This window comes from Pseudomonas khorasanensis, from assembly GCF_014268505.2.
In the GTDB taxonomy this organism is placed as follows: domain Bacteria; phylum Pseudomonadota; class Gammaproteobacteria; order Pseudomonadales; family Pseudomonadaceae; genus Aquipseudomonas; species Aquipseudomonas khorasanensis.
Window position 1 is genome coordinate 541,925 of the sequence record NZ_JABWQP020000002.1, and the last position, 26,479, is coordinate 568,403.

Below are 26,479 nucleotides of genomic sequence, written 5' to 3' on the forward strand. Positions count from 1 at the left end.
TCGCCTACTCTTTCGCTGACTGATTTTGCCGAGACTTTTCATGCTCAATAACGATCGCCTGCTGGTGCAGATTCTGCTGCTGGTGTTGTTTGGTGCCAGCCTGTGGGTGATGGCGCCGTTCTGGTCGGCGCTGTTTTGGGGCGCGGTTCTGGCGTTTGCCAGCTGGCCGCTGATGCGTTTGCTGACGCGAGCGCTCAATGGCCGCGAATCGTTGGCCGCAGCGATCCTGACCTTGGGCTGGATGCTGCTCGTGGCGGTGCCGCTGGTGTGGCTGGGCTTCAATCTTGCCGATCACGTGCGTGACGCAACGGCGTTCATCAAGGATGTGCAGGTCGATGGCTTACCGGAGGCGCCGGCCTGGCTTGGTGGTGTGCCACTGGTGGGCGAGCGGTTGCTGGGGATCTGGAACAGCATCGATCAGCAGGGCGCGGCGCTGATGGTTTCGGTGAAGCCCTATCTGGGCCAGGTCGGGAACTGGTTGCTGGCGCGCAGTGCGCAAATCGGCGGCGGCATCCTCGAGCTGACCTTGAGCATTGTCTTCGTATTCTTTTTCTACCGTGACGGGCCTCGGCTGGCGGCGTTTGTGCACGGGCTGCTGGAGCGCTTGATCGGCGATCGTGCCGGTTACTACATCGAGCTGGTTGCGGGGACTGTGCAGCGGGTGGTCAACGGGGTAATCGGGACGGCGGCGGCGCAAGCTGTTCTGGCGTTGATCGGATTTCTGATTGCCGGGGTGCCCGGGGCGCTGGTGCTGGGGATTGTGACGTTCCTGCTCAGTCTGATTCCGATGGGCCCGCCGCTGGTGTGGGTGCCCGCTACGGCCTGGCTGGCCTGGAAGGGTGAGTACGGGATGGCGGTGTTTCTCGGGATCTGGGGGACGTTCATCATCAGTGGCGTGGACAACGTGTTGAAGCCTTATCTGATCAGTCGTGGTGGGAATCTGCCCTTGGTGATCGTATTACTTGGGGTGTTTGGCGGGTTGATTGCGTTTGGGTTTATCGGGCTGTTTATCGGGCCTACGTTGTTGGCGGTGGCTTATAGTTTGTTGACGGATTGGAGTAAGAGTCAGGGGCGGGTTGAGGATCGGCGCTGATTCAATCTCGACACAATGGCACCGCCGGCTAAGCTGATCACGGCCGGCGCGACGATTTACCGATCATCGGGTGCCGCGCCGCCGCTGGTTCCGCTACAATGCGCGCCGTTTTCGTCCAGCCTGAGAGCCCTCCATGTCCGCCTGCCAGACTCCCATCATCGTCGCCCTGGATTTCCCTACCCGTGACGCCGCACTGAAGCTGGCCGATCAGTTGGACCCGAAACTGTGCCGGGTCAAAGTGGGCAAGGAACTGTTCACCAGTTGCGCGGCGGAAATCGTCGGCACCTTGCGCGACAAGGGTTTCGAAGTCTTTCTGGACCTGAAATTCCACGACATTCCCAACACCACCGCGATGGCCGTGAAAGCTGCCGCCGAGATGGGCGTGTGGATGGTCAACGTGCATTGCTCCGGCGGCCTGCGCATGATGGCGGCTTGCCGTGAAGAGCTGGACAAACGCAGCGGCCCACAGCCATTGCTGATCGGCGTGACGGTACTGACCAGCATGGAGCGTGAGGACCTGGCCGGAATCGGTCTGGACATCGAACCGCAGGAACAAGTGCTGCGTCTGGCCGCGTTGGCCGAGAAGGCCGGGATGGACGGTCTGGTGTGTTCCGCGCTGGAAGCCACCGCATTGAAAACGGCACATCCATCGCTGCAACTGGTGACCCCGGGGATTCGTCCGGCGGGCAGCGCGCAGGACGATCAGCGCCGCATTCTGACCCCGCGCCAGGCACTGGACGCCGGTTCCGATTACCTGGTGATTGGCCGCCCGATCAGCCAGGCGGCTGATCCGGCGAAGGCGCTTGCCTCGGTCGTAGCTGAAATCGCCTGAAAGATCGCAGCCTTCGGCAGCTCCTGCATGGGAAGTGAATACCTGTAGGTGCTGCTGCATGTTGCGATCTTTTGATTCTGGCCTTATACCTTCAACACCAACTTGCCGAAGTTCTCGCCGCTGAACAGTTTCATCAGTGTTTCCGGGAAGGTCTCCAGCCCTTCGACGATGTCTTCCTTGCTCTTGAGTTGCCCGTTGGCCATCCAGCCAGCCATTTCCTGCCCGGCGGCGGCGAATTGTGCGGCGTAGTCCATCACCACGAATCCTTCCATCCGCGCCCGATTGACCAGCAGTGACAAGTAATTGGCCGGGCCTTTGACCGCCTCTTTATTGTTGTATTGGCTGATCGCGCCGCAAATTACCACCCGTGCTTTCGGCGCGAGGCGGCTCAGCACCGCGTCGAGGATGTCGCCGCCGACGTTATCGAAGTACACGTCCACGCCTTTCGGGCATTCGCGTTTCAGCCCGGCCACGACGTCTTCGTTCTTGTAATCAATGGCGCCATCGAAGCCCAGCTCATCGACCAGGTATCTGCATTTGTCCGCGCCACCGGCAATGCCTACCACGCGGCAGCCTTTGATTTTGGCAATCTGCCCGGCGATGCTGCCGACCGCTCCTGCTGCACCGGATAACACAACGGTGTCGCCAGGTTTCGGCGCTCCGACGTCCAGCAAAGCGAAATAAGCGGTCATGCCCGTCATGCCCAATGCGGACAGATAAACCGGCAGCGGCGCCAGTTTCGGATCGACCTTGTAGAAACCTCGCGGCTCGCCGAGGAAATAATCCTGCACGCCGAGGGCGCCGTTGACGTAATCGCCGATGGCAAAGCCGGAATTGTTCGAGGCGATGACTTTTCCCACACCCAACGCACGCATCACTTCACCGAGACCGACCGGGGGGATGTAGGACTTGCCTTCGTTCATCCAGCCGCGCATGGCCGGGTCTAGGGACAAGTATTCGTTCTTGACCAGAATCTGTCCCGATGCCGGTTCGCCCACGGGCACTTCTTGATAAGTAAAGGTCTCGCGGGTGGCGGCACCCACTGGGCGTTTGGCGAGCAGGAACTGGCGATTGGTCTGGTTGGTCATGACAGGCACTCGAACGGAATGAAACCTTGTTGATAGACCTTCAGCGGCGATGCCGCAAGGTCGGGTGATTCGGCGAATGCAGGTCAATCCAGTGCAGTGATGGTTGCAGGGTGGGTTTTATCACTGCAGCGCATGGAGCCATAAACAGCGACGGCATAGTGCTGACGCCCGACCGTTACCCGTGGCTATGCTGCAACTCCAAAAAATCCCTGCTTCTTTGCGTTCGAGGACATACCCATGAGCATGACGTTTTCCGGTCAGGTGGCTGTAGTCACGGGAGCCGCCAACGGCATAGGCCGGGCGACGGCCCTGGCGTTTGCCGCCGAAGGCCTGAAAGTGGTGGTGGCTGATCTGGATGCGGCCGGCGGCGAGGGCACGGTGGCGCTGATTCGTACTGCGGGTGGCGAAGCGACCTTCGTGCGTTGCAACGTGACGCTGGAAAGCGATGTAAAAAATCTGATGGACGAGGTGATCAATACCTACGGTCGTCTCGACTATGCCTTCAATAACGCCGGGATCGAAATCGAGAAAGGCAAACTTGCCGAAGGTTCGATGGACGAATATGACGCGATCATGAGCGTCAACGTCAAAGGTGTCTGGCTGTGCATGAAATATCAGTTGCCGTTGCTGCTGGCTCAGGGCGGTGGCGCGATCGTCAACACAGCGTCGGTAGCGGGGCTGGGCGCGGCGCCGAAGATGAGCATTTATGCGGCCTCAAAACACGCGGTGATCGGTCTGACGAAATCGGCGGCGATTGAATATGCGAAGAAAAAAATCCGCGTTAACGCAGTGTGCCCGGCGGTGATCGACACGGACATGTTCCGCCGCGCCTACGAGGCTGATCCGAAAAAGGGCGAGTTTGCCAACGCCATGCACCCGGTCGGGCGAATCGGCAAGGTTGAGGAAATCGCCAGTGCCGTGTTGTACCTGTGCAGCGATGGTGCAGCGTTCACCACGGGTCACTCGTTGGCGGTGGACGGAGGCGTTACTGCGTTCTAATGTTTTGCCTAAGAAAGAACCCGCCTGGCGCGGGTTTTTTTGTGCCTCGGGCTTAGTACCCTGGATACCGTTAAACAATGTGTATCAAATGGTTAGAACCACTGCATTTGGCGGCGTTGTCGCACAGCCTCTGCGCCGCGGCTGTGATTTACTGCTGCCAGCAAAACTGACAGGAGTTTGCGAGCTCATGGAACTGAGAATTGACCGACAGGCAATGGTGCCTGTTGTGCAGCAGATTGTGGACGGACTGACGGACTGGATCGTACAAAGTGGCATCCCACCGGCTACCCGGTTGCCCTCCGTACGGCAAATCGCACGGGGCAACCTGCTCAGCCAGTCGTGCGTCGCCGAAGCCTGCGAGCGCCTGGTTTCGCAGGGCGTTCTGACCACGCGTCAGGGCGCCGGGTTTATCGTCGCGGCATCGTCTTCGGTGCGCTGTACCGACCTGGAACTGGCAGCCTTCGAAGGTCGCCATGCCTGGTGCGACGAGGTCAGCGCCGCTACCGGTCGCTTGAAATTGGGACAAGGCGGCTTGCCGCCGAGCTGGCGTGAGCCCGATGACCTCAGCTACGCGTTGCGCGAGGTGACGCGTACCGATATGGACAGCCTGTTCAATTATGGCTCGCCCCTGGGCCTTCCAGCGTTGCGCGAGCAAATCGCCAAGCGCCTGAAGCCGCTGAATATCGAAGCTTGCACCAGCCGACTGATGAGCACATGCGGTGCCAGTCATGCGCTGGATCTGATCGTGCGCACTTTGTTCAAGGCCGGCGACTGCGTGGTGGTGGAAACGCCCGGTTATGCACCGTTGTTTGACCTGCTGCGCATGCACGGCGTACGCATGCTCGAAGTACGTCGTACGCAGAGCGGGCCGGACATCGAAATGCTCGAGTCGGTGCTGCGCCAGTTTCGCCCCGTCGCCTTGTTTATCGGCAGTCATCACCACAATCCCACCGGCAGTTGCCTCACGCCCGCCGTGGCACAGCGCATCGTGCAGTTGAGCAAGACTTACGACCTGCGCGTGATCGAAGACGATGTCTACGCTGATTTGCACTCCGGCAATGGCACGCGCCTGGCGGCGCTGGACCACGAGGGGCGGGTTATTTATGTGGGCAGCTTCTCCAAAACGCTGAGCAGTTCCCTGCGGGTTGGTTTTGTCCTGGCAGAACGCGAGCTGCTAACGCGCTTGGCCGAGGTGAAAATGATCAGCGGTCTGGGCTGTTCGAGACTGGCCGAGGCGGTGCTGGCGAGGCTGATGGCGACCGGCGCCTATCGCAAACTGGTGCAGCGTCAGCGCCAGCGCTTGAATGCCGATCGCGCGGCGGCGCTACAGGCTCTGGAAGATGCTGAGTGGGAAGTGTTCGGCAAACCGGTTGGCGGGTTGTTCATCTGGGCGCGGGCACGCGTCAGCGATCAAGCATGGGTACGCAGGCAGGCGCAGCGCTGCGGAATCGTGTTATCGGCCGCGGACGCCTTCAGCCCCAGCGGCGAGGCGGGTGACTGGCATCGCATCAACGTCGCCTGTGCCTGCGATCCGCGTGCCCGACAGTTTTTTCGTAATACTTGCGCGGATCGACCTCAAGCATTCTGAAAACGACGCGGGCGTAGCTTTTTGCCATTATTCCGACGCCCGAGCCTTGTGCTGGTTCGTGCCCGTTGCGAATCTCCAGTGAACAGACAATGGCAGGGGACTACGCGCAATGATTTCGGCCGTGCAAGGACGTTTTGCCAACCTCGGTATGGCAAAAAAACTGGGTATCGGGTTTGTGCTGGTCTTGCTGCTGACAGCGTTGGTCGCGGCGATTGGCGTCTGGTCCCTGCAAACCATCAGCCTGCGTTTCGACGGCTTGAAGCAGATGTCCGCGCTTAACAGCGGCCTGCTCAAGGTACGCCTGCTCGAGCAGGAATACGCCCTGCGCGGCAACCCGAAAACCGCTGATGCTCTGCGTGAGGGAGTCGATGGATTGGTTGCCCTCGCCGGTGAACTCAAGGCCCATTCACCGACCAATGTGCCGGTGATGAGCGACGTCGAGCAAGCGCTGGGCGCGTATCGCAAGGCGTTCGATGAATTCGTTTCGCTGAGCCAGGCCAAGGATCTCGCGCTGGAAATGGCCAGTTGGTCTGTGTCCAGCGTGGCCAATAACCTCGACGTGTTGCAGGCCGGGCTGGCCGACGATGGCGCCTACACCCTCAAAGACACCGAGGGCAAAGAGGGTGCTCAGTTCATCGAGCAGGCGAATCAGATCAGTCAGGTCTCACGGCTGATGCTGCAGGCAATGAACGAAGCGCGTGTGCGCCTGGATCAAAGCCGCAAGGGGGATACCGACAACACCGGTCAAGGCAACATTGAACAGGCCGCGCAGGCACAGGAGCAGGCCGAGGCGCTGAAAACGGCCGTCAAGGACGAGGGCTACCTGACGGTGCTCAATGAGGTGTCGGGACACATCGCCGGGTTTAACGAAAAACTCGCGGAATACACGGGCCTGCTGGCACAGGAGAAAACTGTTTATGAGCAACTGCATCAGCGTGCCGCGCAAGTGGTGGATCGGGTGGCTCAGGCCTACGCCGCGGAAGATGCTTCGATGCAGGCCGAGCTGAAGAAAAACTCGATGCTGATCATTGGTTCTTCGGCGCTGGCGCTGCTGGTCGGATTGCTCGCCGCGTGGGTGATCACGCGGTTGATCGTTGCGCCGTTGCGCAGTGTGATCCGCGTGGCTCAGCAAATTGCCGCAGGTGATCTGACGGCGCAAGTGGAGGTGACGCGCCGCGATGAAATGGGTCAGCTGATGTTGGCGATGCAGCAGATGGCCACAGGGCTGGGCACTATTGTCAGCGGGCTGCAGGCCGGGATCGAGCGACTGGCCGGTTCCGCGCAATCGCTGTCAGCGGTGACGGAGCAGACCAACCTGGAGGTCAGCAGCCAGAAAGAAGAAACCGAGCAGGTGGCCACGGCCATGAATCAAATGACCGCCACCGTGCATGACGTTGCGCGCAATGCCGAAGAAGCAGCGCTGGCAGCGCAGACGGCGGACGACAAGGTCGAGAGCGGCCAGCTGGTCGTGCGCCAGAGCATGGCGCGGATTGAGCAACTGGCGGACTCGGCGACGTCAGCCAGTTCCAGTATCGAGAGCCTCAGCGCCGAGATTCAGAATATCGGCACGGTGCTGGAGGTGATCAAGAGTGTGGCCGAGCAGACCAATCTGCTGGCGCTGAACGCGGCGATCGAAGCGGCGCGGGCCGGGGAGCAGGGCAGGGGATTTGCGGTGGTGGCCGATGAAGTGCGTGCGTTGGCACGGCGGACGCAGCAATCGACCGAGGAGATCGAGCGATTGGTTAGCGCTCTGCGTGCGGCGGCGCAATCGTCGGTGCAGCAGATTCGCAGCAGTGGTGAACTGGTGAAGCTGGCGGTCAGTGACGCGTTGCAGACCGAGAGTGCGCTGGGGAGTATCGCGGCGGCGGTGTCGTTGATTCAGCAGATGAACCAGCAGATTGCGGCGGCAGCGGAGGAGCAGAGTTCGGTGGCGGAGGAGATCAATCGCAGTGTCACGCAAATCCGCGCGAGTGCGGAGCAGTCTTCTGTGGCGATGCGCGGCAATGCGGCTTCGAGTGTCGAGCTGGCGCAGTTGGGAGTTGAGTTGCGCTCGATGGTTGGGCATTTCAGGCTTTGAGCTTTGGTGGGCTTGCCAGCGATGGTGGCCGGACAGCCAGCCAACTGTTAACTGAATGCACTCATTCCACATGTAGGAGCGAGCCTGCTCGCGAAGGCGGTCTGAGTTTACAACCGTCTCAGTACCATGATCCACAAAAAAGCCACCGATGACGGTGGCTTCTTTTCCGGCATTGTCACATCAGTCGTAGATCACTTTCTTCTTCCAGTCCGCATCCGCTTCGACATCCTTCAAACCGCTAGTCAACTGGTTCTCTTCACCTTCAACCGGCGCAATCTTGTCCATGACCTGGGCGTTGGCACGGGCTAGCAGTTTTTCCAGGTACTGCAGTTGCTCGGCGTACAGCTGCGGGTCTTGCTGTTTGCGCAGGTATTGCACGCCGCGTTCGAAGGCGAGGCGGGCTTGGCCGGGTTGGTTTTGTTGCAGGGATTGCTGGCCGAGGTTGTTGAAGAACTCGATGTGCAGCAGCACGAGGATGTGGCGCACTTCGCGAATCCATTGTTTGGCTTCGTTCGGTGGCAGGAAGCCGTCGTGGGCGGCGCGGGTGATCTGGCCGTGGAGGGCTTCGAGGAGGAAGCGCACATCTTTGGCTTTGGCTTCGGTCAGGATCGGCGCCGGCGGGTTGTTCACCGGAATCGATTCGCCCTGGGCCACCAGTGCGCTGAGTTCGGCGATGCGTGCCTTGGTGGTCGCGCTGGTTTTTTCCAGGTTCAGCAGGCGCTGGCAGACGTTGAGTTCCAGTCGGGTCAGCAATAGCTTGAGCGCCGGCGTCATGAATTGGCCGGGGAACGTTTCGGTGAGTTCGCCGCAGCGACGCAGCCGGTCGTTGAGCTCGACTTTGCTGCGGATCTTCTCCAGTTTGTTGTTTTCCACCACATGGTTCATGTAGCCAATGGCGATCAGAATTGCGATCCCGGCTATGACTAGCAGGGTGATCATGAGTGGTGTCACCGGTAAGACCTCTTATAGGGTTCGCATGCGAGTGTAGTGGCTGGGCATTTAGGCGCCTAGCGCCGCTCGACGGGCTGGATCGGCTGCTGCAATCTGTATCGGCCGCCGGCTGTATATATGAATGCTGGCGTGCGATGCGCAGATTGCCATCACTGTGCTGTGGACTATAACGCCTTGGCGGACGGCGGAATATAGGCGTCAGGTTTCAGACGTGGGAAAAGCCTCACACCGCCCGCAAACCGGGTCGAAGTCATTGATTTAAATAAATTTATATCAGGGGGTTGACGACCTCCCAATCCATCCATAGAATGCGCGCCACTTGCAGCGTAAAGCACACAGCGAAACGCGGCAGGGAGTGAATGTTGTAGCGTGTCCCCTTCGTCTAGTGGCCTAGGACACCGCCCTTTCACGGCGGTAACAGGGGTTCGAGTCCCCTAGGGGACGCCAATGCGGGAATAGCTCAGTTGGTAGAGCACGACCTTGCCAAGGTCGGGGTCGCGAGTTCGAGTCTCGTTTCCCGCTCCAATTTTAAACAGCACTGCTTTCGGGCGGGGCTGAGTGAAACCAGAACCAAATCCTCGGGTGCGGATCTGGACACCGAAACACACACCATGTGTTCCGGGTAGCGTGTCCCCTTCGTCTAGTGGCCTAGGACACCGCCCTTTCACGGCGGTAACAGGGGTTCGAGTCCCCTAGGGGACGCCATTTGCGGGAATAGCTCAGTTGGTAGAGCACGACCTTGCCAAGGTCGGGGTCGCGAGTTCGAGTCTCGTTTCCCGCTCCAATTTCACAAAAACGCCGATCAGAGATGATCGGCGTTTTTGTTTGCGCGCGTTTTGTGGCGACCACAAAAAAGGACCCTGCTTTGGGTCCTTTTTAAGTTGAGCCCGGCCAAAAGCGCCCGGGCTCAAGCGGTGCTTCACAGTTTCGGCAATTGCCCGACACGTCCCATCATTTCCGTGACGATCTGCAGATCGAGCAGGAATTGGTCAACAGTCTTGAATTCGCCATCGGTGTGGCCGGTGTATTTGGCTTCAGGTCGAGCCAGGCCGAATTGCACACCGTTCGGCAGTTCGTGAACCGAAGTTGCGCCAGCGGAGGTACCGAACTCCTGCTTCATGCCGAGGTTTTCGCTGGCCACCGCCAGCAGCGCCTTGACCCACTCACCCTCGGGGTTGCGGTACATCGGCTCGGCCACGGAGTAGTCGAACGCTACGGCAACCTTGGTCTTCTTGCTCCAGGCGTCCAGTTTTTCGGCAATCTCAGCCTTCAGCTTCTCCGGGGACTTGCCCTTCGGTACTCGCAGGTTCACCGCCAATTTGAACACTTTGTCATCCTCGCCCACATAGGTCAGGGAAGTGGTCAGCGGCCCCATGAACGAATCGGAGAAGCCCACGCCGAGTTTGTTGCCCAGATAATCGAGGCCCCAGTTGTCATCGGCATAACGTGCAGCATCGGTGAATGGGTTGTGCTTGAGCGCGATTTTGCCGTCCAGGCTGTTGATGAAGCCCAGCATTCGGGCCACGGGGTTGACGCCCGACTCGGGTTCGGAGGAATGCGCGGAAACCCCGGTGACAGTCAGTTTGACGTCTTTGCCTTCAACCTTCGCAGCGACCTGGAAATCGCCGCCGTTGGCTTTGGCATAGGCGTCGCCGGCTTTTTGCAGGCTCGCCGCCAGCTCGGCAGGTTTGCCGGTTACCAGCGTAACCACCGAAGCGGATGGAATCTGGTTGGTCGCCTTGCCGCCAGTCATCGAAACGATTTCGGCGCCGGTGCCCTCGGCTTTGCGCTTGGCGAAGTTGGCCATGACGGTGCCGTAGCCTTTTTCCGCAATCACCACAGGATAACCGCCGTCCAGCGCCATGTTGTAATTCGGCGTCGGGTTGCGTTCGAAGTAATAAGGAATGGCGTCGCCGGTGGTTTCTTCGGTGGTATCGACCAGCAACTTGAAGTTGCGCGCCAGTGGCAGTTTTTCGTCCTTGATCACCTTCATTGCGTACAACGCGACAACGATGGCGTTCTTGTCATCCTCGGTGCCGCGCCCGTACATGCGGTCACCAATCAACGTGACTTTGAATGGATCTAGCTTGGTGCCGTCCTTCAATACCCAGTTTTCCGGCGTCACCGGCACCACATCGGCATGCGCATGAATGCCGACGACTTCGTCGCCTGCGCCGTCCAGAGAGATTTCATAAACGCGATTATCGACGTTGCGGAATTTCAGGCCGAAAGACTCGGCGAGTTTTTGAATTTCGCCGGCAATCCTGATGAATTCCGGATTGTCATGTTGCGCCACGCCATCCTTGCGGAAGGTCGGAATCTCGACGAGCTGGCGCAATGTTTCCAGCGCGGCCTTGCCGTACTTCACTCGCGTGTAAATACCCAGCAGGCGATGAATTTCATTCTGCTGTTCGGCGTTCAGGGTCTTGTTGTCGAGGAAGGCGTTGACGGACTGGTTGAGGTTATCCGTCCTGGCCAAGTCGCTTTTCGCCAGGCTGCCCAGGAAAGCGCGGAAATCCGTTACGGTTTTGCCATCGAAGGCTTTCAGGATCGCCGCGCTCTGCTCTGGGCTGATGTTGGCTTGAGCGGCGCTGGTAAACGAGGTGAGGCTGGCCATGACCAGAGTCGCGGCGGCCAGTTTTTTCAGGGAAAAGACCATCGAACAGGCATTCCTTTGCTAAGGGTTGGAAGGAAAATTCTGACGCTTGCGACAGAAACATTTTGCAACCTAACACTGAGAGGAGGTCAAGAGGGAGTCAGAAACTTGATCTGTCGCACAGAAATGCAAAAGAGGCGCGCAAATGAAAAGTCCCGGCGCAAGTGCCGGGATTTTTTTGTGTGGTTCACATCGACAGCATCAAACGTCCGGCGAAGAGAATCAGGATCACCCCCATGCTGCGCTCGAACCAGTGTCCCAGGCGCATGAACAGCACGCGCACTTTGTTGCTGGAGAAAAACAGCGCGACAATCACAAACCACAACGCATTGACGAAGCACATCCACAATCCATAAAACGCCTGTATTTGCAGCGGTGTTTCGGCGCTGATGACCGTGGTGAAAATCGCCAGGAAAAACAGCGTGGCTTTGGGGTTGGTGGCGTTGGTCAGGAAGCCGGTGCTGAAAGCCTTGAACAGCGTTTGCTGAACCGGCGGTTCGTCAGCGGGTTTTTCTCCCTCCAGCGTCGATTTGGGTTTGCTACGAATCAGGCTGACGCCCAGATACAGAATGTAGGCTGCGCCGATGACCTTGGCCACGGTCAGCAACCACGGTGTGGTGTGCATCAAGGCGCCGACGCCGAGCAGGGTGTAAAGCACGTGCACGGAAATGCCTGCGCCGATGCCCAGTGCCGTGCAGATTCCCACGAGGCGGCCGAAGCGCACGCTTTGCCGGATGGTCACGGCGAAGTCAGGGCCGGGTGCGACCACGGCGAGAAAGTGGATGGTCGCCAACGCGAGAAACTCGCCCAGGTAATTGGTAAACATGTCAGCTCCAGAAAGTCAGAGGGGAAGCATTGCCGCGATAGCCGACAAAGAACGAAAGGCTCAGGCGTGGATCTGCCACGCCCGGCGTGACCGAGTGCATGCGGCGCGAATTGAACATGATGAAATCGCCGGGTTGCGGACGCACCTCAAGCGCGGGCGGGCCCAGCAACGACGGTTCAATGCCGTAACTGTCGCCGCGCATTTCATCGAATTGATCCGGCGTGATGTCGTCGTCCCACATCTGCAAAGCGCCGCCTTCGGTGGGCATGTTCAGGTAGACGTTGCAGGCGAACTGCGCCTCCAGGCTGCGCGCCTGGAAGCTGTCCGGGGCGTCCTTGGCGAAGATGTCGTGGTGGGCGAGAAAGCACACGCCAGGTTTGACCACGCGCGACAAGCCGACATACATCTTGCGCCCATAGAGATTTTCCAGGTGTGCACCGGCGGGCCAGGACTCATCAAGCATGCAGCGCAGGGTGTCGATCGGAGAGGAGTAGGGCGCGCAACGACTGCGCAGTTCGGCGATATTGCGGGTGGCGCGTTCGAAGTAGTCCTCAATCAGTAGCGGCTGGTTTTCTGCCTCATAAAATGCCATGCCGATGCGGCCGATGCTCGGTGCGTTGATGTAGCCTTCAAACCCCGGGGCGAGAATCTTTTCGCCAATTTCGACCGCCAGCGACTCGGGCAAAAAGCGTTTGACGCGGATGGCGAGGACTTCTTCGTTGGCCAGTTTTTTTATGCACGTCTCATCGAGACGCTCGACGTCTAGCATCATTTTTTTTAGGTCCATCTATCGATAGTCAACGGAACCGACGAGTGCGGTTCCCCGGCGTCGGACGCTGCGCGACGGCAGCGTCCGAAATGCTCAATCCACGCTGTAGTGGACGGAAAGCGTGCCCTTCTTGTGCGAAAGGGAAGCGATCGTGACGGTGCCCAGATCCTTCAGGCTGCGTACATGGGTGCCACCGCAGCCATAGGCCGGCAGTTCACCAAAACTAATTTCCCGTGCGCCTTCGCGCAGCGACGTCAGGCGCGGCAAATCGTGTTCGATCCACCGTTCGATACCGTGCTGAATGGTTGGCGCATCGACGTCTTGAGCGGTATCGCCCGGCTTGAATTGCACCCGGCCTTCGTCCGGCCAGTGGTGCGCCTTGATCGGCATCCAGCCCATGGCCTGAACGAGATGACCGATCAAGTGACCGGCCGAATGCATGCGCGTGTTGAAGCGCCGGCGCTCCTCATCGATACGGATAATGGTCATGCCGAGCGGGACCGGACGGTCGACGAAGTGAACAATGCGTTCCGGTTCCTGCACCACCCGAGATATACGGCTTTCACCGATCCAGCCGGTATCGCAGGGCTGGCCGCCGCCTTGTGGATGGAACAAAGTAGCGCGCAGCACTACGGCAAATTCATTCTCGTGGGGTGTGCAGTCGAGGACTTCGACATTCGCCTTGAGATCATCACTGTGAAAAAACAGGCGAAGCGTCATTTTCCGTGCCCTGATCGAAAGTCTGTTTTTATTATATGAATCGTGCAATAACGTGATAATCCATTCGAACATCAAAGGACTTGTGCGTTGTGAGCATCAATCTCCCGTTGCCACTGCTGGGTGAAATGGCGATTTTCGTCAAGGTTGTCGAGACCGGCAGCTTCTCCGAAGCGGCCCGGCAGATGGGCTCGTCACCCTCGGCGGTCAGTCGCAGCATTTCCCGCCTGGAAAAAGCCCTGGCCACGCGTTTGCTGCAACGCACCACGCGCAAGCTGCGCTTGAGCGATGGCGGCGAAGAGGTGTTCAAGCGCTGCCAGGAAATGGTTAGCGCCGCCAGGTCAGTCATGGAAGTCAGCGGCCAGTTCACCCACGAAGCAGAAGGTCTGGTGCGGGTCAGCGTGCCTAAAGCCGTCGGCCGTTTTGTGATTCATCCGCACATGCCGGAATTTCTGCGGCGTTATCCCAAGGTTGATGTCGAGTTGCTGCTGGAGGATCGCCAGGTCGACTTGATTGATGATCACGTTGACCTGGCCATTCGCATCACCGATCGCCCACCCGCCGGGCTGGTCGGGCGGCAGTTGCTGACCATCGACCATTTACTCTGCGCCACGCCGCAATACCTGGCCGAACACGGTACGCCGACGCATCCCCACGACCTGCTCAACCACAGCTGCATTTATCTGGGCGAAACCCCGAGCGATGCGCGCTGGAAATTCAAGAAGGGCAGCAAGGCGGTGACCGTCGGTGTGCGTGGGCGATATGCGGCCAATCACACCGGGGTGCGGTTGGGGGCGGTTTTGCAGCATATTGGTATTGGCAGTCTGCCGTATTTCACGGCGCGTTATGCGCTGGAGCAGAAGCTGATTGTGCAGGTGTTGCCGGACTGGACGTTTCTGGCTTCCTATCACGGCGGGTTGTGGTTGTTGCATTCGCCGACGCGTTATTTGCCGCCGAAGTTACGGGTTTTTATTGATTATCTGGTGGAGTGTCTGGAGAAGGAGCCGACGCTGGGCAAGCCTGGGAAATCGGCCGGCGCGAGCAATGTGGCTGTGGCGTACGAGCTGCCTGAGAGTGAGGGGTTGCTTTGAGGTTTCGGGTGAATATCCGTTGCTTCGGGTGTTACTTCTGGCGGTTTCGCAATTGATCGTTCCCACGCTCTGCGTGGGAATGCAGCCTTCGACGCTCCGCGTCATGACGTTGTCCGATCCTGTCTGGGCGATAGAGCCAGGAACCCGGGACGATCCGGGGGAGGGCTTTTGATCTTGAAAAAAAGGCCCGCATGGAATCACCATGCGGGCCTTTTCATTAGCGTTTTAATATCAGTGCTTGCTGTCCTGTGCGGACATGGCCAGCAGTTGTTTTTCCTGATTCCAGTCGAACGGTTCGTCGTTCTGTTCGGCTTCGTAGCGGCGTTCTTCCAGTGCCTGGTACAGGTCGATTTCTTCGTCGGACAGGTAGTGCAGGCAATCACCTGCGAAGAACCACAGCAGATCGCGTGGGATCAGGTGGGCGATTTGCGGGTAGCGGCTGATCACTTGGGTCAGGATGTCCTGGCCCAGGTACTGGCTTTCAATGGGATCGATTGGCAGCGATGCCAGCAGTTCGTCGAAGCGCTCGAGGAACAGGGCATGGCTTTCTTCGGGCACTTGTTCGGCGTCACCCACGGCGACCAGGATACTGCGCAGGTGGTCGAGCAACACGAGATGATCGGCAACGACGTTGGACACGAGATAAGTCCTCAAGAGCAAAACGGGCGCGGGAGTATAAAGCCCTCGCGCCGTTTTTTCACAAAAACCAGGATCAGCGGACTTTGCCCTCTGCCTGTTTCAGTTCCTCCTTGTCGAAATCATCGACGTCGATCACCTTGCGGCGTGCTGCTTCGGCGTCGCGCAAGCTCTGCGCTTCCACCGCTTGCAGTACGCCCGCTTCGAGTGCCGCGTCGATGGCGTGTTCGCCTGCCGCCGGCTTGACCTGGCCGCTTTTCAGCGCGGTGTGCAGCCTTTTGTGCAGCGGTTGCGCAGCGCTCAGCAGGTCGCTGGCGTGTTGCAGCGCGCCCACTGCATCGTCCGGTGATTGCGGGCGATAGCAGCCGGCGAGCAATTCTTCCAGTGCCGGATCGCCCTTGGCTCGACCGATCACCGCAGCGACTTCGGCGCCAAGTTTGTCCGACGGGCCTTTGTGACGACGGCCGAAGGGAAACACGATGACCCGCAGCAGGCAGCCGAACACTTTGTTGGGGAAGTTACTCAGCAGCTCATCCAGCGCACGCTCTGATTGGCCAAGACTTTCTTCCATGGCCCAGCGGAACAGTGGCTCCATGTACGCCGGCGAATCCAGATCGTGATAACGCTTGAGCGCGGCGGAGGCCAGATACAGGTTGCTCAACACATCGCCCAGGCGTGCCGACAGACGCTCGCGGCGTTTCAGTTCGCCGCCCAACAGCATCATGCTGAAGTCGGCGAGCAAGGCAAATGCTGCGGCCTGGCGGTTGAGGGCGCGGAAGTAGCCTTGACTGATCCGGTCACCCGGCGCGTGTTCGAAGTGGCCAAGTCCCAGGTTCAACACCAGCGTGCTGGCCGCATTGCTGACGGCGAAGCCGATGTGTTTGAGCAGCAGGCCATCGAACTCCTTCAGCGCCTGGTCTTTGTCTTCGCGACCGGCCAGGGCCATTTCCTTGAGTACGAACGGATGGCAGCGGATCGCGCCCTGACCGAAGATCATCAGGTTGCGCGACAGGATGTTCGCGCCTTCGACGGTGATGAAAATCGGCGCGCCATTCCAGCTACGGCCCAGGTAATTGTTCGGCCCCATGATGATGGCTTTGCCGCCGTGCACATCCATGGCGTGGCTGATGCATTCGCGGCCGCGTTCGGTGAGGTGGTATTTGAGGATCGCCGACAGCACCGAAGGTTTTTCGCCTAGATCGACCGCGTTGGCGGTGAGCATTCGCGCGGCGTCCATCATCCACGCGTTGCCGCCAATGCGCGCCATCGCTTCCTGAATGCCTTCGAAGGCGGACAGCGGCACATTGAACTGTTCACGTATCTGCGCGTACTGCCCGGTCACCAGACTGGTGAACTTGGCGGCGCCGGTACCGACTGCAGGCAATGAAATCGAACGCCCGACGGACAGGCAGTTCATCAGCATCATCCAGCCTTTGCCGAGCATTTCCTGCCCGCCGATGAGGAAGTCCAGCGGAATGAATACGTCTTTACCGGAGTTGGGGCCGTTCATGAACGCAGCCCCCAGTGGCAGGTGGCGTCGGCCGATTTCCACGCCTGCTGTATCGGTGGGAATCAGGGCCAGACTGATGCCCAGATCTTCCTCTTCACCCAGCAGATGATCCGGGTCGTAGGCCTTGAAGGCCAGTCCGAGCAGGGTAGCGACCGGGCCGAGGGTGATGTAGCGCTTTTCCCAGTTCAGGCGCAGGCCGATGACTTCTTCACCTTCCCATTCGCCCTTGCAAATAATCCCGGTGTCGGGCATTGCACCCGCGTCGGAACCGGCCAACGGGCCGGTGAGGGCGAAGCACGGGATGTCGTCGCCACGTGCCAGACGCGGCAGGTAATGATTGCGTTGTTCTTCGGTGCCGTAATGCAGCAGCAGTTCGGCCGGGCCGAGGGAGTTGGGCACCATCACGGTAGACGCGAGGTCGCCGCTGCGCGTCGCCAGTTTCATTGCCACTTGCGAGTGAGCGTAGGCAGAGAAGCCTTTGCCGCCATATTCCTTGGGGATGATCAGGGCGAAGAAGCCATGTTCCTTGATGTGCGTCCACGCTTCTGGCGGCAGGTCCATTGACTGGCCGATCTGCCAGTCACTGACCATTGCGCAGAGCTCTTCGGTCGGGCCATCGATGAACGCTTGTTCCTCTTCGCTCAGTTGCACCTTGGGATAGGACAGGAGTTTGTCCCAGTCCGGACGGCCGCTGAACAGCTCGCCATCCCACCACACGGTGCCGGCATCGATCGCGTCGTGTTCGGTCTGCGACATCGGCGGCAGGGTTTTGCGGAACCAGTTGAACAACGGCGCGGTGAAATGCTGGCGGCGCAGGTCTGGCAGCAGCAACGGCGCGGCGATGGCCGCCAGCAAGATCCAGAACACCGCCAGCAGCCAGCCCGGCGCGTGACTGAAAATCCCCATCGCCACCAGATAGGCGGCAACAATGCCCAACGCGGGCAGCGGGGCGATGCGTCGATGGGCGATATACGCCACGCCGACGATCAAAACCAGTATCCACAACAACAGCATATTCAGTCCTCCGTGAACCAAGGCAAATCAACCCTCCAGAGCTTAGACGGCATCTGTCAAACCGGGTGGTCAGAGCATGGTGATTGATATCGTGGGAAACCCCGGATGGTTTTCGTAGGTTCGGTGGGCAACACGTGTGGGAAATCGTTCGTTGCTGCGCAGCTTTGCTTTCACGTTTGGCCGAAACGTCGTTAGGTCTGTGCTCAGGCTGTCGCTAGACTCGTGGCTTATCCAGGAGATTGCCGTCATGCACGAGTACCTGAGTCCCGGCCGCTTCATCGATAGTGACCACCCGGCGGTGGTGGAGTTCGCCGAGCAGCATCGTGGCGCCAGCAAGGATCCGCGCGAGCAGGCCGTCAGTCTTTATTACGCCGTGCGCGAGGCGGTGCGATACAACCCTTACACCTTCAGCCGTGATCCGCAAACCTTGCGTGGCAGTTACGCGCTGGCGGCGGGTGAGAGTTACTGCGTGCCCAAAGCCACACTGCTTGCCGGCTGTGCGCGGCATTGCGCGATCCCGGCGCGCATCGGTCTGGCCGACGTGCGCAATCACTTGTCGACGCCGCGTTTGCTCGAGTTGCTCAAAAGCGATGTGTTCGCGATGCATGGCTACACCGAACTTTTTCTCGACGGCCGTTGGGTCAAGGCGACCCCGGCGTTCAACCAGAAACTGTGCGAGCTGTTCAACGTCGCGGCACTGGAATTCGATGGAGTCAACGACAGCGTTTTCCACCCGTTCAACCGTGACGGCGCGCAGTTGATGGAGTATCTGATCGATCACGGCCAGTTCACCGATGTGCCCGAAATCTTCTTCTTCGAGCACCTGCAAAAATGCTATCCGCATCTGTTCAGTGAGCAGTTGCCGGTCCTGCTGGGCGATATGCAGACTGATTTGAGTCGCACCTGATCCGGCGTATGCTGACCGTCCACTCATGTGCAAAGAGGCGGTCATGCTGAAGATCTGGGGACGGAAAAACTCATCGAATGTCAGGAAGCCGTTGTGGGCGGCCGAGGAACTCGGTCTGGCTTACGAGGCTATCGATGCCGGTGGCGCGTTCGGTGTCGTCGACACGCCCGAATACCGCGCGATGAACCCCAATGGCCGGGTGCCGGTGATCGAGGATGACGGTTTCGTGCTGTGGGAATCCAACGCAATCGTCCGTTATCTGCTGGCCCGTCATGCGGCGAATACCGCCTGGTATCCGGCGGATCCACAAGCCCGAGCCATGGCGGACAAGTGGATGGACTGGACCACTTCCAGTTTCGCCGGGCCGTTTCGCACTGTGTTCTGGGGCGTCGTGCGCACGCCTGCCGAGAAGCAGGACTGGGCGGCGATCAATGCCGCGATCAAGGAATGCGATGAGTTGCTGAACATGGCCGACCATGCCCTGATCAGCCAGCCCTATCTGTCCGGAAATGAAATCGGCATGGGTGACATTCCCCTCGGCAGCTTCATTTATGCCTGGTTTGAAATGCCTATCGAGCGGGCGCCGCAGCCTCATCTGCAGGCCTGGTACGATCGATTGAAACAGCGACCGGCCTACCAGAAAGCGGTCATGACCGCGTTGACTTGATAATCACTATCGACACACTTGACTGTACTTGTGCGGCGACGGCAAGCACCATTGCGCTTCGTGTCGCGGTTGTTTCCCTCGCCGCCCGCCCTTATTTATTCCATTCCTCCCTTCTTGGTGCGTAAATCCGATATGAGTTCCGCTCTGTCCATCCGGCAGCTAACCAAAACCTACGGCAACGGGTTCCAGGCCTTGAGTGGTATCGATCTGGACGTTGCCGAAGGTGACTTTTTCGCCTTGCTCGGCCCCAACGGTGCCGGCAAATCCACAACCATCGGCATCCTCTCGACCCTGGTCAACAAGACCAGCGGGACGGTGAATATCTTCGGCCATGACCTGGACAAGAATCCGGCGGCGCTCAAGCGCTCGATCGGCGTGGTGCCCCAGGAATTCAATTTCAACCAGTTCGAAAAGACCTTCGATATTGTGGTGACCCAAGCCGGTTACTACGGCATTCCGGCGAAAATCGCCAAGGAACGTGCCGAGCAATACCTGACCCAGCTCGGCCTGTGGGACAAGCGCGATGTGCCGTCGCGTTCGCTGTCCGGCGGCATGAAACGCCGTTTGATGATCGCCCGTGCGCTGGTGCACGAACCGCGTCTGCTGATCCTCGACGAACCGACCGCAGGCGTCGACATTGAGTTGCGCCGTTCGATGTGGACCTTCCTCACCGAACTGAATCAGAAAGGCATCACCATCATTCTGACCACGCATTATCTGGAGGAGGCCGAGCAGCTGTGCCGCAACATCGGCATCATCGACCACGGCACCATCGTCGAAAACACCAGTATGCGTCAGTTGCTCAGTCAGCTGCATGTCGAGACCTTTTTGTTGGATCTCAAGGGTGATCTGGCGGCCGCGCCGCAACTGGTCGGCTATCCGTCGCGGCTGGTCGATGCGCACACGCTGGAAGTCCAGGTCGACAAGTCGATGGGCATCACCGCGCTGTTCGGCCAACTGGCCTTGCAGAACATCGAAGTGCTGAGCCTGCGTAACAAAACCAATCGCCTTGAGGAGTTGTTCGTGTCCCTGGTGGAGAAAAATCTGTCGAAGGTGGCGGTATGAGTTCCGAGTTCGGCCCCAACCTCGTCGCCCTGCAAACCATTGTCTACCGCGAGGTCAAACGTTTCATGCGGATCTGGCCGCAGACGCTGCTGCCGCCGGCAATCACCATGGTTTTGTACTTTGTGATCTTCGGCAACCTGATCGGCCGGCAGATCGGCGACATGGGTGGCTTCACCTACATGGAGTACATCGTGCCGGGGCTGATCATGATGTCGGTGATCACCAACTCTTACGGCAACGTTGTTTCGAGCTTCTTCGGCAGCAAGTTCCAGCGCTCCATCGAAGAGCTGATGGTCTCGCCGGTATCACCGCACACAATCCTGATCGGCTTCACCATTGGCGGTGTATTGCGCGGGTTGATGGTCGGCCTGATCGTGACGATGCTGTCGTTGTTCTTCACCGATTTGCAGGTGCATCACCTGGGAGTGACCATTCTGGTTGTGGTGCTGACGGCGACAATCTTCTCGCTGCTGGGCTTCATCAACGCGGTGTTCGCGCGCAACTTCGATGATATTTCGATCATACCGACGTTTGTGCTGACACCACTGACCTACCTGGGGGGCGTGTTCTATTCGATCACCTTGCTGCCGCCGTTCTGGCAGACCGTGTCGCTGGCCAACCCCGTGCTGCACATGGTCAACGCCTTCCGCTACGGCATTCTCGGTGTCTCGGATATCCGCATCGGCATCGCGATTACCTTCATGCTGGTGGCGACGGTGGTGCTGTATCTGGGCTGTGCGCGGTTGCTGGTGAGTGGGCGCGGGATGCGGACCTGATCGAAAAACGGGTCGCCTGAATTCGCGAGCAGGCTCGCTCCCACATTGGAACGCTTTCCCTGTGGGAGCGAGCCTGCTCGCGAAAGGAAACCAGGCACAACAAAAAACGGCCTCCCATTGCGGAGGCCGTTTTGCATTCATTTCTGGCGACTTTTCTTGCGCCGCGCCCATTGCCGCGCTACCCACCAGCGCCAATACAGCATCACCAGACAATAGGCGAGGGCCCCCAGCACCAGGCCGACGACCACCGAACCCAGCAAAAATGGCTGCCACAAGGTCGATAATTCTCCGCTGATCCATTCCCAGGTCAGCTCGTCCGGCAGATGCCGCGCCGGCACATCCATCAAAAAGGCCCCAGCCTGGTAAGTGCAGAAAAACACCGCCGGCATGGTCAGCGGGTTGGTCAGCCAGACCAGACTGACGGCGATTGGCATATTGCCGCGCACCATGACAGCCAGCGCCGCCGCGACCAGCATCTGTGCCGGAATCGGCAGGAACGCCGCAAACAGGCCGACCGCCATCGCCCGGGCGACCGAGTGCCGATTGAGGTGCCAGAGGTTCGGGTCATGCAGCAACTTGCCGAGAAAGCGTAAGGATTTGTGTTCCCTGATGCTCGTCGGGTCGGGCATGTAACGTTTGAATAAGCGCCGGGGCATAAGGCTTCTCGGTCGGTTAAGGCGGCAAGTATGTCTGGATTCTACGAACCGCCCATTCAGACTTTGTGACAATTGTTGACGACGGTCGTGCCCCAGACCCGCTATGCCTAAGGATTGGACTCTCAAGGACGGGCATATGCGCACAGGGATGATGGCGCTGGCAGTCGGTCTGCTGGCCCCGGTTTTTTTGCCGGCCTTGCCGCCGGTCGGTTTGTTGATGGTGCTGCCGGTGGTGGCGTTGATGCTGCTGCCGTTTCGCAGCTATCCATTGGCGCTTTTGCTGTTTGGCTTTACGTGGGCCTGCGTCAGCGCGCAATGGGCATTGAATGATCGCTTGCCATCCAGCCTGGACGGCGAAACCCGTTGGCTGGAGGGGCGGGTGGTCGGCTTGCCGCAGAACAGCGACGGAGTGGTGCGTTTCGAGCTTGCCGATGCCCGCTCACGCCATGAGAAATTGCCGTCGCTGATGCGTCTGGCCTGGTATGCCGGGCCGCCGGTCAGCAGCGGTGAACGCTGGCGCCTGGCGGTGAAGTTGAAACGTCCGGGCGGGTTGCTCAACCCGGACGCGTTCGATTACGAGGCCTGGTTGCTGGCGCAACGCATCGGTGCGACCGGCACGATCAAGGATGGTCAGCGCCTGGCAGAAGCCCGGCATGCGTGGCGCGATGGCGTTCGCCAGCGCTTGCTGGCGGTGGATGCGCAGGGACGGGAGGGCGCGCTGGCCGCGCTGGTGCTTGGCGACGGTTCGGGACTCAGCCGCGAAGACTGGCAAATTCTTCAAGACACCGGCACCGTGCACTTGCTGGTGATTTCCGGCCAGCACATCGGCATGCTTGCCGCAGTGATGTATCTGCTGGTCGCCGGGCTGGCGCGATACGGGTTGTGGCCATCGTGCTGGCCATGGCTGCCGTGGGCCTGTGGTCTGGCATTCGCGGCGGCGCTCGGTTACGGCTTGCTCGCCGGGTTTGATGTGCCGGTGCAGCGTGCCTGTGTGATGGTGGCGCTGGTGTTGTTGTGGCGCCTGCGCTTTCGCCATCTTGGTGCCTGGTGGCCGTTGCTGCTGGCGTTCAACGGCGTGCTGTTGCTCGATCCGCTGGCCAGTTTGCGTCCTGGTTTCTGGCTCTCCTTCGCCGCGGTGGCGGTGCTGATTTTAACGTTTGGCGGGCGGCTGGGTGCTTGGCGCTGGTGGCAGGCCTGGACGCGTGCGCAATGGTTGATCGCGATCGGTTTGTGCCCGGTATTGCTGGCGCTCAGCCTGCCGATCAGCGTGAGCGGGCCGGTTGCAAACCTGTTGGCGGTGCCGTGGGTCAGCCTCGTGGTGCTGCCCCCGGCATTGCTCGGAACGTTATTGCTGCCCGTGCCCTATGTTGGCGAAGGGCTGTTGTGGCTGGCCGGTGGTTTGATCGATTGGCTGTTTTCAGGGTTGGCCGTGATTGCCGGACAATGGCCGGCGTGGGTTCCGGCCTCCATCCCTTTCTGGGCGCTGGCGGCGGGCAGCCTCGGCGCGGTGCTGTTGCTGTTGCCGCGTGGCGTACCGCTGCGCCCGCTGGGCTGGCCGCTCATGTTGCTGTTGGTCGTACCGCCCGGAGAGGCAATAAAAGAAGGGGTGGCCGATGTCTGGCAACTCGACGTCGGCCAAGGCCTGGCCATTCTGATCCGGACCCGCCATCACGCGCTGCTTTATGATGCCGGCCCGCGATTCGGGGATTTTGATCTGGGCGAGCGCGTGGTGGTGCCGGCGCTACGCAAGTTGAATGTGGGAAAGCTTGATCTGATGCTGCTCAGCCATGCGGATGCCGATCACGCCGGTGGCGCTCGGGCAGTGAGACGCCAATTGTCGGTAGAACGGATTATCAGCGGCGATCCGCCTGGCCTGCCGGCCGAACTGAGCGCTGAAAGCTGCGAAAGTGGCAAGCAGTGGCAGTGGGATGGCGTGAATTTTCAGCTTTGGCAATGGTCAGCCGCTCACGACAGCAACCAGCGTTCCTGTGTGTTGCAAATCGAGGCCAACGGCGAACGCCTGCTATTGACCGGTGACATCGATATTCATGCCGAGCGCGTCCTGCTCGACAGCCCTCTGGCCGTGCCGACGCAATGGCTGCAGTCGCCGCATCACGGCAGTCGCAGCTCATCATCGACGGCACTGCTGAAAGCGTTGCAACCGGAGTCGGTGCTGATCTCCCGAGGGCACGGCAATTCCTTCGGCCATCCGCATCCCACGGTGATCGCGCGTTACCGCAAACAAGGCCTTCGCCTCTATGACAGCGCCGAGCAGGGCGCCATTCATCTGCAACTGGGCAGCTTCAAACCCCCGTGGACGATGCGTCAACAGCGGCGTTTCTGGCGCGATTCGTCTGCGCTTGCCCGTTGATCGGTGCCAGCATGGTTGCCACATCACGGTCGTCGGGGCAGCGGGTCTTAATCGCGGATCGGTATGGTAAAGTGGCGCACTTTTTCGAGGGGGCTGTCACTGTGTGGGAATTGGTCAAATCCGGCGGCTGGATGATGTTGCCGATCATTTTGAGTTCCATAGCGGCCATGGCGATCGTCGCCGAGCGCCTGTGGACACTGCGCGCCAGTCGCGTCACCCCCGAGCATCTGCTGGGCCAGGTCTGGGTCTGGATCAAGGATAAGCAGCTCAACAAAGAAAAGCTCAAGGAACTGCGCGCCAACTCGCCGCTGGGGGAAATCCTCGCCGCAGGCCTGGCCAACTCCAAGCATGGTCGCGAGATCATGAAAGAGTGCATCGAAGAGGCCGCTGCCCGGGTCATTCATGAACTCGAACGCTATATCAACGCGCTCGGCACCATTGCCGCCATGGCGCCGTTGCTCGGTTTGCTCGGCACCGTGCTGGGCATGATCGACATCTTCAGCGCCTTCACCGGCTCCGGCATGACCACCAATGCTTCGGTGCTGGCCGGCGGTATTTCCAAAGCGCTGATCACCACCGCAGCGGGCCTGATGGTCGGTATTCCTGCAGTGTTCTTCCACCGTTTCCTGCAACGCCGTATCGATGAATTGGTGGTGGGCATGGAACAGGAAGCCATCAAACTGGTGGAAGTGGTGCAGGGCGACCGTGACGTGGATCTGGCCGAGGGCAAAGCGTGAAATTCCGTCGCAAACCCCGGGAAACCGTGGACATCAACCTCGCGTCGCTGATCGACGTGGTGTTCATCCTGCTGTTGTTTTTCGTGGTCACCACCACCTTCACCCGTGAAACCCAGTTGCGCGTGGATCTGCCGGAAGCCGTCAGCGGCTCGCCGGCCGAGGACCAGCAAGTTAAACAGCTGGACGTCGCGATCAGCGCCGAAGGCGTGTTTTCGGTGAACAACAAGATACTGCCGAAGAATGATCTGGCGACCCTGATGGAAGCCATGCAGAAAGAGTCCAACGGCGACACCAGCCTGCCGTTGTCGATCAGTGCCGATGGCAAGGCGCAGCACCAATCGGTGATCACCGCCATGGACGCGGCCGGCAAGCTCGGTTTCAGCCATCTGCGCATGACCACGGTCGAGGCGGCGCCCAAACCCTGATGAGCCTGTCCGATCGCTTGCTCGCCGCGTGGTATCAGGGGCATCCGGCCCTGACGCTGTTGCGACCGCTGGAAATGTTGTACCGCCGCGTGGTGGTGAACAAGCGTCGGCGTTTTCTTGACGGTGAAGGTGAGATCTACCAGCCGCCCGTGCCATTGATCGTGGTCGGCAATATCACCGTTGGCGGCACTGGCAAGACGCCGATGATTCTTTGGCTGATCGAGCATTGCCGACGCCGGGGACTGCGCGTCGGCGTGGTCAGTCGCGGTTACGGCGCCAAGCCGCCGCAACTGCCATGGCAAGTCGAGGCCGGGCACAGCGCCGACATCGCCGGCGACGAGCCGCTGCTGATCGTCCAGCGCACCGGCGTACCCTTGATGATCGACCCAGACCGCAGCGCGGCGGTTAAAGCCTTGGTCGCCAGCGAACCGCTGGATCTGATCCTCTCCGACGATGGTATGCAGCATTACCGCTTGGCTCGCGATCTGGAACTGGTGCTGATCGATGCCGCCCGGGGTTTGGGCAACGAGCGTTGCTTGCCCGCGGGTCCTTTGCGTGAGCCGATCGAGCGTCTGCAAAGCGTCGATGGCGTACTGTTCAACGGCGCCACTGAAGATCGCGATGACGGTTTTGCGTTTCGCCTGCAACCCACCGCACTGGTCAATCTGCGCAGCGGCGAACGTCAGTCGCTCGATCACTTTGCGGCCGGGCAAGCGGTGCACGCGGTGGCGGGTATCGGCAATCCACAGCGTTTCTTCAATACCCTCGAAGCGCTAAGCTGGCGCCCCATCAGCCATGCGTTTGCCGACCACGCCGAATACAGCGTGCAGGCCCTGAATTTCACACCGTCATTGCCGTTGGTGATGACGGAAAAGGACGCGGTAAAGTGCCGTGCCTTTGCCGCCGCCGACTGGTGGTATCTGGCGGTCGATGCCGTGCCGTCGCCGGCTTTCGTGAGCTGGTTCGACACGCAGTTGATGCGCCTGTTGCCGGATCGCCTGTTGCCTTAATTGATCTTATTTCTGGGA

The 26,479-nt window shown here is 59.8% G+C and carries 23 protein-coding genes, 4 tRNA genes and 1 pseudogene; 19 read left to right on the forward strand and 9 right to left on the reverse strand.

Annotated elements, in window-relative coordinates; translation table 11 throughout:
• The first annotated feature begins 40 nt into the window (after window positions 1–40).
• Window positions 41–1,093, forward strand: coding sequence for an AI-2E family transporter (locus HU727_RS08540; protein ID WP_186529659.1), 1,053 nt, complete (start codon window positions 41–43; stop codon window positions 1,091–1,093).
• Window positions 1,094–1,226: 133 nt separating this feature from the next.
• Entirely contained in the window at window positions 1,227–1,925 is a 699-nt protein-coding gene (pyrF, locus tag HU727_RS08545) for an orotidine-5'-phosphate decarboxylase (protein WP_185036818.1), read from the forward strand.
• An 83-nt stretch (window positions 1,926–2,008) separates the two neighbouring features.
• Here the strand turns inward: pyrF and HU727_RS08550 are convergent, their stop codons facing one another.
• Entirely contained in the window at window positions 2,009–3,013 is a 1,005-nt protein-coding gene (locus tag HU727_RS08550) for an NADP-dependent oxidoreductase (RefSeq protein ID WP_186529658.1), read from the reverse strand.
• A 237-nt stretch (window positions 3,014–3,250) separates the two neighbouring features.
• On the opposite strand from HU727_RS08550, the gene HU727_RS08555 reads away from it, so the two are divergent.
• From HU727_RS08555 to HU727_RS26070, 4 genes and pseudogenes are all read left to right on the forward strand, one after another.
• The gene (locus HU727_RS08555) at window positions 3,251–4,012 is read left to right on the forward strand and encodes an SDR family oxidoreductase (RefSeq protein ID WP_186529656.1); all 762 of its coding nucleotides are present in this window, start codon (window positions 3,251–3,253) and stop codon (window positions 4,010–4,012) included.
• Window positions 4,013–4,199: 187 nt separating this feature from the next.
• Window positions 4,200–5,600, forward strand: coding sequence for an aminotransferase-like domain-containing protein (locus HU727_RS08560; protein WP_186529654.1), 1,401 nt, complete (start codon window positions 4,200–4,202; stop codon window positions 5,598–5,600).
• 1,018 nt (window positions 5,601–6,618) lie between these two features.
• Window positions 6,619–6,816: pseudogene (locus HU727_RS26065) on the forward strand (HAMP domain-containing protein); the annotation flags it as partial.
• Window positions 6,814–7,677, forward strand: coding sequence for a methyl-accepting chemotaxis protein (locus HU727_RS26070; protein ID WP_437180381.1), 864 nt, complete (start codon window positions 6,814–6,816; stop codon window positions 7,675–7,677). The pseudogene HU727_RS26065 and the gene HU727_RS26070, both read left to right, overlap by 3 nt.
• Window positions 7,678–7,857: 180 nt before the next feature.
• On the opposite strand, the gene HU727_RS08570 is transcribed toward HU727_RS26070, so the two are convergent.
• Window positions 7,858–8,616: a hypothetical protein gene (locus tag HU727_RS08570; RefSeq protein WP_186529650.1), complete on the reverse strand. Its 759-nt coding sequence runs from the start codon at window positions 8,614–8,616 to the stop codon at window positions 7,858–7,860.
• Window positions 8,617–8,999: 383 nt separating this feature from the next.
• On the opposite strand from HU727_RS08570, the gene HU727_RS08575 reads away from it, so the two are divergent.
• From HU727_RS08575 to HU727_RS08590, 4 genes are all read left to right on the forward strand, one after another.
• Window positions 9,000–9,075, forward strand: a tRNA-Glu gene (locus HU727_RS08575).
• A gap of 2 nt (window positions 9,076–9,077) precedes the next feature.
• Window positions 9,078–9,153, forward strand: a tRNA-Gly gene (locus HU727_RS08580).
• A 104-nt stretch (window positions 9,154–9,257) separates the two neighbouring features.
• A tRNA-Glu gene (locus HU727_RS08585) sits at window positions 9,258–9,333 on the forward strand.
• Window positions 9,334–9,336: 3 nt separating this feature from the next.
• A tRNA-Gly gene (locus tag HU727_RS08590) sits at window positions 9,337–9,412 on the forward strand.
• Window positions 9,413–9,547: 135 nt separating this feature from the next.
• On the opposite strand, the gene HU727_RS08595 is transcribed toward HU727_RS08590, so the two are convergent.
• The 4 genes from HU727_RS08595 to HU727_RS08610 all read right to left on the reverse strand — a co-directional run bounded on the left by HU727_RS08595 (window position 9,548) and on the right by HU727_RS08610 (window position 13,599).
• Window positions 9,548–11,287: a dipeptidase gene (locus tag HU727_RS08595; RefSeq protein WP_186529648.1), complete on the reverse strand. Its 1,740-nt coding sequence runs from the start codon at window positions 11,285–11,287 to the stop codon at window positions 9,548–9,550.
• Window positions 11,288–11,471: 184 nt separating this feature from the next.
• Window positions 11,472–12,110 carry a LysE family translocator gene (locus HU727_RS08600; protein ID WP_186529646.1) on the reverse strand — a complete coding sequence of 213 codons (639 nt, stop codon included), beginning with the start codon at window positions 12,108–12,110 and terminating at the stop codon, window positions 11,472–11,474.
• Window position 12,111: 1 nt separating this feature from the next.
• Entirely contained in the window at window positions 12,112–12,882 is a 771-nt protein-coding gene (locus HU727_RS08605) for a 2OG-Fe(II) oxygenase (RefSeq protein ID WP_186529644.1), read from the reverse strand.
• Window positions 12,883–12,972: 90 nt separating this feature from the next.
• Window positions 12,973–13,599 carry an alanyl-tRNA editing protein gene (locus HU727_RS08610; RefSeq protein WP_186530560.1) on the reverse strand — a complete coding sequence of 209 codons (627 nt, stop codon included), beginning with the start codon at window positions 13,597–13,599 and terminating at the stop codon, window positions 12,973–12,975.
• An 89-nt stretch (window positions 13,600–13,688) separates the two neighbouring features.
• On the opposite strand from HU727_RS08610, the gene HU727_RS08615 reads away from it, so the two are divergent.
• Complete coding sequence (locus tag HU727_RS08615) at window positions 13,689–14,687, forward strand: LysR family transcriptional regulator (RefSeq protein WP_186529642.1); 999 nt, start codon at window positions 13,689–13,691, stop codon at window positions 14,685–14,687.
• A gap of 231 nt (window positions 14,688–14,918) precedes the next feature.
• Here HU727_RS08615 and HU727_RS08620 read toward each other — a convergent pair whose 3' ends face one another.
• A complete protein-coding gene (locus tag HU727_RS08620; RefSeq protein WP_129997397.1) occupies window positions 14,919–15,326 on the reverse strand; it encodes a PA2817 family protein in 408 nt (135 codons plus the stop codon).
• 73 nt (window positions 15,327–15,399) lie between these two features.
• Window positions 15,400–17,847 carry an acyl-CoA dehydrogenase gene (locus tag HU727_RS08625; RefSeq protein WP_186529640.1) on the reverse strand — a complete coding sequence of 816 codons (2,448 nt, stop codon included), beginning with the start codon at window positions 17,845–17,847 and terminating at the stop codon, window positions 15,400–15,402.
• Between the two features lie 247 nt (window positions 17,848–18,094).
• Between HU727_RS08625 and HU727_RS08630 the strand changes: the two genes are divergently transcribed.
• From HU727_RS08630 to HU727_RS08645, 4 genes are all read left to right on the forward strand, one after another.
• Window positions 18,095–18,754: a transglutaminase-like domain-containing protein gene (locus HU727_RS08630; RefSeq protein ID WP_186529638.1), complete on the forward strand. Its 660-nt coding sequence runs from the start codon at window positions 18,095–18,097 to the stop codon at window positions 18,752–18,754.
• Window positions 18,755–18,797: 43 nt separating this feature from the next.
• Complete coding sequence (locus HU727_RS08635) at window positions 18,798–19,421, forward strand: glutathione S-transferase family protein (protein ID WP_186529636.1); 624 nt, start codon at window positions 18,798–18,800, stop codon at window positions 19,419–19,421.
• Window positions 19,422–19,553: 132 nt separating this feature from the next.
• A complete protein-coding gene (locus HU727_RS08640; protein WP_186529634.1) occupies window positions 19,554–20,486 on the forward strand; it encodes an ABC transporter ATP-binding protein in 933 nt (310 codons plus the stop codon).
• Window positions 20,483–21,262: an ABC transporter permease gene (locus HU727_RS08645; RefSeq protein ID WP_186529632.1), complete on the forward strand. Its 780-nt coding sequence runs from the start codon at window positions 20,483–20,485 to the stop codon at window positions 21,260–21,262. The genes HU727_RS08640 and HU727_RS08645 overlap by 4 nt, the downstream gene beginning before the upstream one ends.
• Window positions 21,263–21,399: 137 nt before the next feature.
• Here HU727_RS08645 and HU727_RS08650 read toward each other — a convergent pair whose 3' ends face one another.
• Window positions 21,400–21,918 carry a DUF2062 domain-containing protein gene (locus tag HU727_RS08650; protein ID WP_186529630.1) on the reverse strand — a complete coding sequence of 173 codons (519 nt, stop codon included), beginning with the start codon at window positions 21,916–21,918 and terminating at the stop codon, window positions 21,400–21,402.
• A 136-nt stretch (window positions 21,919–22,054) separates the two neighbouring features.
• Here HU727_RS08650 and HU727_RS08655 point away from each other — a divergent pair, with 136 nt between their 5' ends.
• From HU727_RS08655 to lpxK, 4 genes are all read left to right on the forward strand, one after another.
• Window positions 22,055–24,289, forward strand: a complete 2,235-nt coding sequence (locus tag HU727_RS08655; protein WP_186529628.1) for a DNA internalization-related competence protein ComEC/Rec2 — start codon at window positions 22,055–22,057, stop codon at window positions 24,287–24,289.
• A 101-nt stretch (window positions 24,290–24,390) separates the two neighbouring features.
• Complete coding sequence (locus HU727_RS08660; RefSeq protein WP_016771007.1) at window positions 24,391–25,026, forward strand: MotA/TolQ/ExbB proton channel family protein; 636 nt, start codon at window positions 24,391–24,393, stop codon at window positions 25,024–25,026.
• The gene (locus HU727_RS08665) at window positions 25,023–25,451 is read left to right on the forward strand and encodes an ExbD/TolR family protein (RefSeq protein ID WP_186529626.1); all 429 of its coding nucleotides are present in this window, start codon (window positions 25,023–25,025) and stop codon (window positions 25,449–25,451) included. Before HU727_RS08660 ends, HU727_RS08665 begins: the two co-directional genes overlap by 4 nt.
• Complete coding sequence (lpxK, locus tag HU727_RS08670) at window positions 25,451–26,461, forward strand: tetraacyldisaccharide 4'-kinase (RefSeq protein WP_186529624.1); 1,011 nt, start codon at window positions 25,451–25,453, stop codon at window positions 26,459–26,461. The genes HU727_RS08665 and lpxK overlap by 1 nt, the downstream gene beginning before the upstream one ends.
• The last annotated feature ends 18 nt before the right edge of the window (window positions 26,462–26,479 follow it).